Source organism: Pseudomonadota bacterium (genome assembly GCA_023229365.1).
Classification (GTDB): Bacteria; Myxococcota_A; Polyangia; order JAAYKL01; family JAAYKL01; genus JALNZK01.
On sequence record JALNZK010000202.1, the window covers coordinates 1 to 6,222 of the forward strand.

The window sequence follows — 6,222 nt, forward strand, 5'->3', positions numbered from 1 at the left end:
AGGTTGCCGAAGCTCGGGTAGCGCCGCTCGAGGTAGTAGTCGCGCTCCCCCTCCGGGATCTGCCCCGGCGGCCGTGCGTCGCCCGTCTTCTTGGGCACCCAGATGCGGCCGTCGTTCCGCAGCGACTCGCTCATGAGCGTCAGCTTGGACTGGTAGTCGCCGTGGACCGGGATGCACGTCGGGTGGATCTGCGTGTAGCACGGGTTCGCGAAGCCGGCGCCGCGCCTGTACGCGCGGAACGCGGCGGTCACGTTGCAGCCCTTCGCGTTCGTCGACAGGTAGAAGGTGTTGCCGTAGCCGCCCGTGCCGAGCGCCACCGCGTCGCCGACGTGCGTCTTGATCTCGCCCGTCACCATGTTCCGGGTGACGATGCCGCGCGCGCGGCCGTCCTGCACCACGAGGTCGAGCATCTCGTGGCGCGGGAAGAGCTTCACGGTGCCGGCCCGCACCTGGCGCATGAGCGCCGAGTACGCGCCGAGCAGGAGCTGCTGCCCGGTCTGGCCGCGGGCGTAGAAGGTCCGCGAGACCTGCGCGCCGCCGAACGACCGGTTCTCGAGCGTGCCGCCATACTCGCGGGCGAACGGCACGCCCTGCGCGACGCACTGGTCGATGATGTTGTTGCTCACCTGCGCGAGCCTGTAGACGTTCGCCTCGCGCGCCCTGTAGTCGCCGCCTTTCACGGTGTCGTAGAACAGGCGGTAGATCGAGTCGCCGTCGTTCGGGTAGTTCTTGGCGGCGTTGATGCCGCCCTGGGCCGCGATCGAGTGCGCGCGCCTGGGGCTGTCCTGGTAGAAGAAGCACTCGACCCTGTAGCCGAGCTCCCCGAGCGTCGCCGCGGCCGCGCCGCCCGCGAGCCCGGATCCGACCACGATGATCTTGTACTTGCGCTTGTTCGCCGGGTTGATGAGCTTCATCTTGAAGCGGTGGTTGTCCCACTTCGACTCGATAGGGCCTTCCGGGATTCTGGATTCCAGCTTCATGGTCGCCACCTTCCTCTATACGACCGGCACGACGAGCCCGGCGAGCACGGCCACCGGGATCGACAGGCCGCCCAGCGTCACGAACAGCGCGAACAGCACCGCGAACCGGCGGCGCCAGGGGTTCCACTTCGCCTGGCTCGCGCCGATCGTCTGCAGCATGCTCCACACGCCGTGGTAGAGGTGCAGCCCGACGAACACCATGGCGACCATGTAGACCGCCGCGGTCCACGGCACCTGGAACCCGAGGATCACGTTGTTGTACACGTTCATCAGCCCGTCGGCCGTGGCGTGGAACGTGTCGGGGCTCGGGTGCAGCTGCCCGGTCGTGAAGTGCAGGAGGTGGTAGATCACGAACAGCCCGATGATCGGCCCGCCCCAGCGCATCGTGCGCGCGGCGTAGGTCGTCTCGCGGAACCGCTTGACCGCGTAGCCCTTGGGCCGCGCCGCCCAGCTCTGGAGCGTGACCAGGGTCGCGGACCAGATGTGGAGCACCACGCAGATCACGAGGACGCCGCGGAACACCCACAGGAGCCCGCCGAGCCCTTGCAGGAACGCCGCGTACTTGTTGAGCCGCTCGGGGCCCAGGAAGATCTGCAGGTTCCCGAGGACGTGCACCGCGACGAACCCGAAGGTGATGAAGCCGGTGATCGCCATCACCACCTTCTTGCCCACCGCAGTTCTGTAGAACGTCATTTCCGCTGTGGTCATGTGCCCTCTCGCTCGCTGCCGCCGCGCCTGCGAGCCGCGGCGATTCGCTGATTCCGAGGTCACACTAGTCCCTTAAGCTCGTCCGTCAACCCCCCATTTCCCTCGGACGGGGAGGGGGTCGAAGGGGCCTCGCGCGGGTCACTCCCAGGTGCCGTAGCAGCCGCACAAGGTCAACCCGGCGAGGCAGGGGAATTCGTGCTCTTCGAGCGCGGCGGCGACGCAGGCGGCGTCGTCAGGGTCAACCGACGGTGCTGCCGGGATCGCCGCCCGGCCGGTCGAGTCGAAGACGATGTGGAATTCCTCGTCGGCCCACGATCCGCATTCCGCCGCCACGACCAACGCGATGATCTCTTCGAGATCGGTATGCGCCTGTCCCATGTGCCAGTAGTGGAACCCCGAGTAGGTAACGAGGCACTCGGTCGAGACCGATTCGAACGCCGCGGCGGCGTCGGCCAGCCACCACGGTTCGCCGTCGCAGAGCATGAAGCCGCCCCACCAGCAGTCCTCGAGGTACACCGAGAGCTCGGGATCGCCCTGGGGGGCGGCGCCGACGGTTCCGGAGAAGCACGCGTCCGCTCCGGCGAGCGCGTCCTCGATCGCGGCCTCGGCGGCCTCCGCCTCGTCGTAGGAGCAGTCCGAGTCGCATTCTCCAGCGGGGAGATCGGGCGGTGGGCCGGAGCCCTCGCCCGCCCGGCGAACGCAGCGAACGCTCTTCAACCAGACATCGTCCACGGGCGCCGGGGACACGCGCCCATATTCGAAATTGACCGTCCACGCGACCGGTATCTTCCACGACGCGTCGATCGAGGTGGTCCAGTACGTCCTGGAATAGTAATCGTTATCGTCGAGCGCGGGATCCAGGTACAGGCCGTCCGCGCCCGGACCGCAGCGGAACCCGCACCCGTCGCAGCTCCCGTCCAGCTCCGAGGTCGAGCTGCCTTCGGTGATCCCGCACGCGCCGCCGGGCGCCGTCGCCTCGCAGCCGCGGATCAGGCCGCGCAGCTCGTCCACGGACGGCAGGCGCCAGTCGGTCTCGCCGCCGTCGTCCAGCCCCTCGCATCGCTCCCGGGCGTCGGAGAGATCCTCCTCCGCGTGGCACGTGGACGGGTTCTGCCAGCAAAGCCCGGTCGCGCAGTCGTACCAGCCCTCCGCGCACCCCGGCGCACCCCAGGATGCGCACGCGCCGCCGTCGGCCGGACCGGCGGCTCCTCCTCTCCCGCAGCCGGACAGCGCGCCGGCGACAATGGCCGCCGCGGCGAGGGTCAGAGCATCGCGCCCCATCGTTGCCTCCAAGTGAAACCCGACTCTACCACGGAAATCCCCTCCACGGCCGATCTGAGAACTCGGGTCTCTCGGGTCTCTCGCCTTGCCCGGAAGCCCGTCGATCGCCATAATACGTCGTCGCCGTTTGCGATCCGGGGGGCGAGGGAAACGAAGATGACTTCATTCAACGAGTACGACACCTCCAACACGGGGCTCCGGCAGGGGAACAAGACGCTCGCCATCCTGGTGGGCGGCGGCCCGGCGCCGGGCATCAACGGCGTGATCCGCTCGGCGACGATCGAGGCGATCAACTCCGGCTGCAAGGTGCTCGGCATCATGGACGGCTACAAGTGGCTCGCCAAGGGGTCGGCGGCGCACGTCGAGCAGTTCACCATCGACCGGGTCTCGCGCATCCACTACCGCGGCGGGTCGATCCTGCGGACCTCGCGCGTCAATCCGACGAGCGATCCGGCCATGATGAAGAACGTCGTCGGCGTGCTCACCGAGCTCGAGATCGACTACCTCGTGAGCATCGGCGGCGACGACACGGCGTACACCGCGCTCTGCATCGACAAGCTCGCCGGGGATCAGCTCCAGGTCGTCCACGTGCCGAAGACGATCGACAACGACCTGCCGCTGCCGGGGCAGATGCTCACGTTCGGCTACCAGACCGCGCGCGAGATGGGGGCGCAGATCGTCAAGAACCTCATGGAGGACGCGTTCACCACCAACAGGTGGTACTTCGTCGTCACCATGGGCCGGAAGGCCGGCCACCTCGCGCTCGGCATCGGCTCGGCCGCGGGCGCGACCTTGACGATCATCGCCGAGGAGTTCCGCGGCAAGCCGATCCGCCTCGCCCGCCTGTGCGACCTCCTCGAGGGGTCGATCATCAAGCGGCGCCTGCTCGGCCGCGACTACGGCGTCGCGATGATGTCCGAGGGGCTCATCGCCTCGCTCGACAAGTCGGATCTCATCGGGCTCGACGACGTCCAGGTCGACGATCACGGCAACATCCGCTACGCGGAGATCTCGCTCGCGCAGATCGTGAAGGATCAGGTGCGCAAGCGGCTGGGCGAGCGCGGGATCGATATTACGATCGTCAACAAGAACATCGGCTACGAGCTGCGCTCGCTCCCGGCGAACTCCTACGACCTCGAGTACACGCAGAACCTCGGCTACTCGGCGGTGCGCTACCTGCTCAAGGGCGGCTCGCGGGCGATCATCGCGATCCGGGACGGCGGCCCGTACATCATCCCGCTCGACCAGATCGTGAGCCCCGACACCGGGCGCATCAAGACGCGGCTCGTCGACCTCGACAACCCGTACTTCCAGATGTGCGTCGACTACCAGATCCGGCTGCTGCGGTCGGACTTCGAGGACATCAAGCGGCTCTCGCGCCTCGCGCGCGTCGCCAACTGCACGCCCGAGGAGTTCAAGGGCCAGTTCGGCTACCTCGCGTCGGACGACTAGATCAGGCGCTCGCGGCCTTCTTGGACGGCTTCGCCGCCTTCTTCGTCTCGGCGGAGGCCGGCGCGGCCGTGGGCTCGCTCGCGGTGGGCTTCGAGTTCTCTGTCGAGGACGACTCCGACGAGGAGGAAGGCGCGGAGGATGTCGACTCGCCCTCCGAGCCGCCGTGCGCCTTGTGGCCCGCGTAGTCGGTCGTGTACCAGCCCGTGCCCTTGAGCAGGAAGCTCGTCTGCGAGATGTGCCGCTCGGCCTGGAGCCTGCCGCACGCCTCGCACTTGCGGATCGGCTTGTCCGAGATCTTCTGGATGACCTCGAACTCGTGGCCGCACGCCTTGCAGGTGTACTCGTAGATCGGCATCGAACGCCTCCTCGCGGTGAAGTGATAGTCCGCGGGCAGGCGAAGTCAAGAGATTCGCCCGGCGACGAGGCGGCCCCGCTCGGCTCGGAGGAGCTCCGCCGCGGGCCAACCTGGTATCTCGCGGCCCCGTCTGGTAGAAGAGACCCATGACCTCCCGCGATATCGCCAAGGTGGTCCGATACTGGCGCGAGGCCGCCGAACACGACCTCGACACGGCGCGTTCCCTGTTCCGCACCGGCCGGTACGACTACTGTCTGTTCCTGTGCCACCTCTCGCTGGAGAAGCTGCTGAAGGCGTTGGCGACGAGGAAGCTGAAGGAGCACGCGCCGTTCACGCACAACCTGCTCTACTTGGCGGGGCAGGCCGGGATCGCGCTTTCGAAGACGCAGATCGCGCAACTCGATGACATCAACCGGTTCAACGTGGAGGCGCGGTATCCGGAAGATCTGCGGGCGTTCTACAAGAAGGTGAACCGCGCCTACGCAAAACGGTACCTGGACGTCACGAAGGGGATGTGGAGATGGCTCCAAGATCTGTTCGAGGCGTGATCGAGCGCTACAAGGCCGCGCTCGCCGCCGCGGAATTCCCGGCCTTCGAGGTCGTGCTGTACGGATCGTACGCCCGGCGCGAGGCGCGCCCTGACAGCGACATCGACCTGTGCCTGATCTCCGAGGCATTCGCCCGGGGCCGTCAGAGACACCGTCGAAGGGCGGTCCAGATCGCCTACGAAATCGATCCGCGCATCCAGGTCGTGCTCGTGGATCCCCGAACCCTCGCAACCAACACGCTCTCCCCGCTCTGGAGCGCCATCCGCCGGGAGTCGATCGCAGCGTGAGGCTCAGGCGCTCGCGGCTGGCTTGGACGATTCCGTGGTATGCTCGCCCCATCACGGGGGGGTGGAGATTGGCTACAAGGACAGACTGCTTTTCGGCGCCGCGGGCCAGCTGGTTCTTGGCTTTGGTCGCTTCTGTCGCTTCTGTCGCTTTGGTCTCTTGGCTTGGCGGCTGCGCAAGCGACCAAAGTGACAAAAGCGACGCAAGCGACGTGGATTCTGATTCTGACACAGACACCGATACTGACACGGACTCAGACACCGATACCGACACCGATACCGACACCGACACCGACACGGACACGGATACCGATACTGATTCCGATACGGATTGGCTGCCCGAAGGATGTCAGGTTGTGTCAACACAATCGGATTGGACAGTGGAAAGAGGTTTCCATGGGAATAGAATGGTTTGGATTGACCGGGATACACCCACGGAAATGCCAGAAATCCGGGTCAGAGATCTCACAACCGGCGACGTGACGGTCGTAGTGGATGAGTTGCCAGGGTCTGGCTACTATGATCATGCTTCTATTTGGTAACTGTTTAGCGGGATGATAGCACAGCCGACAGCGAGATCACGGCCGGAAGATGCTCGGCGGCGGCGCGCCGGA

The 6,222-nt window shown here is 66.4% G+C and carries 7 protein-coding genes; 3 read left to right on the forward strand and 4 right to left on the reverse strand.

Going from position 1 to position 6,222, the window contains the following annotated elements; genetic code table 11:
• The 3 genes from M0R80_30745 to M0R80_30755 form a co-directional block, all read right to left on the reverse strand.
• Nucleotides 1–980, reverse strand: a 980-nt coding sequence (locus tag M0R80_30745) for an FAD-binding protein (protein ID MCK9464018.1), incomplete at its 3' end; no start/stop codon positions are given.
• 15 nt (nt 981–995) lie between these two features.
• On the reverse strand, nt 996–1,688 hold the full coding sequence (locus tag M0R80_30750; protein ID MCK9464019.1) for a succinate dehydrogenase cytochrome b subunit: 693 nt from the start codon (nt 1,686–1,688) through the stop codon (nt 996–998).
• A gap of 138 nt (nt 1,689–1,826) precedes the next feature.
• Nucleotides 1,827–2,969: a DUF1566 domain-containing protein gene (locus M0R80_30755; protein MCK9464020.1), complete on the reverse strand. Its 1,143-nt coding sequence runs from the start codon at nt 2,967–2,969 to the stop codon at nt 1,827–1,829.
• A 156-nt stretch (nt 2,970–3,125) separates the two neighbouring features.
• Between M0R80_30755 and M0R80_30760 the strand changes: the two genes are divergently transcribed.
• On the forward strand, nt 3,126–4,421 hold the full coding sequence (locus tag M0R80_30760) for a 6-phosphofructokinase (protein MCK9464021.1): 1,296 nt from the start codon (nt 3,126–3,128) through the stop codon (nt 4,419–4,421).
• A 1-nt stretch (nt 4,422) separates the two neighbouring features.
• Here the strand turns inward: M0R80_30760 and M0R80_30765 are convergent, their stop codons facing one another.
• Nucleotides 4,423–4,776, reverse strand: a complete 354-nt coding sequence (locus tag M0R80_30765) for a zinc ribbon domain-containing protein (protein MCK9464022.1) — start codon at nt 4,774–4,776, stop codon at nt 4,423–4,425.
• Nucleotides 4,777–4,922: 146 nt separating this feature from the next.
• Here M0R80_30765 and M0R80_30770 point away from each other — a divergent pair, with 146 nt between their 5' ends.
• Nucleotides 4,923–5,324, forward strand: a complete 402-nt coding sequence (locus tag M0R80_30770) for a HEPN domain-containing protein (GenBank protein ID MCK9464023.1) — start codon at nt 4,923–4,925, stop codon at nt 5,322–5,324.
• Nucleotides 5,297–5,611, forward strand: coding sequence for a nucleotidyltransferase domain-containing protein (locus M0R80_30775; GenBank protein MCK9464024.1), 315 nt, complete (start codon nt 5,297–5,299; stop codon nt 5,609–5,611). Before M0R80_30770 ends, M0R80_30775 begins: the two co-directional genes overlap by 28 nt.
• Nucleotides 5,612–6,222: the final 611 nt, after the last annotated feature.

Excerpts from the sequence above, each read along its gene's own strand:
- M0R80_30750 (MCK9464019.1), bottom strand. The coding sequence starts at position 1,688 with ATGACCACAGCGGAAATGACGTTCTACAGAACTGCGGTGGGCAAGAAG.
- M0R80_30755 (MCK9464020.1), bottom strand. The coding sequence starts at position 2,969 with ATGGGGCGCGATGCTCTGACCCTCGCCGCGGCGGCCATTGTCGCCGGC.
- M0R80_30760 (MCK9464021.1), top strand. The coding sequence starts at position 3,126 with ATGACTTCATTCAACGAGTACGACACCTCCAACACGGGGCTCCGGCAG.
- M0R80_30765 (MCK9464022.1), bottom strand. The coding sequence starts at position 4,776 with ATGCCGATCTACGAGTACACCTGCAAGGCGTGCGGCCACGAGTTCGAG.
- M0R80_30770 (MCK9464023.1), top strand. The coding sequence starts at position 4,923 with ATGACCTCCCGCGATATCGCCAAGGTGGTCCGATACTGGCGCGAGGCC.
- M0R80_30775 (MCK9464024.1), top strand. The coding sequence starts at position 5,297 with ATGGCTCCAAGATCTGTTCGAGGCGTGATCGAGCGCTACAAGGCCGCG.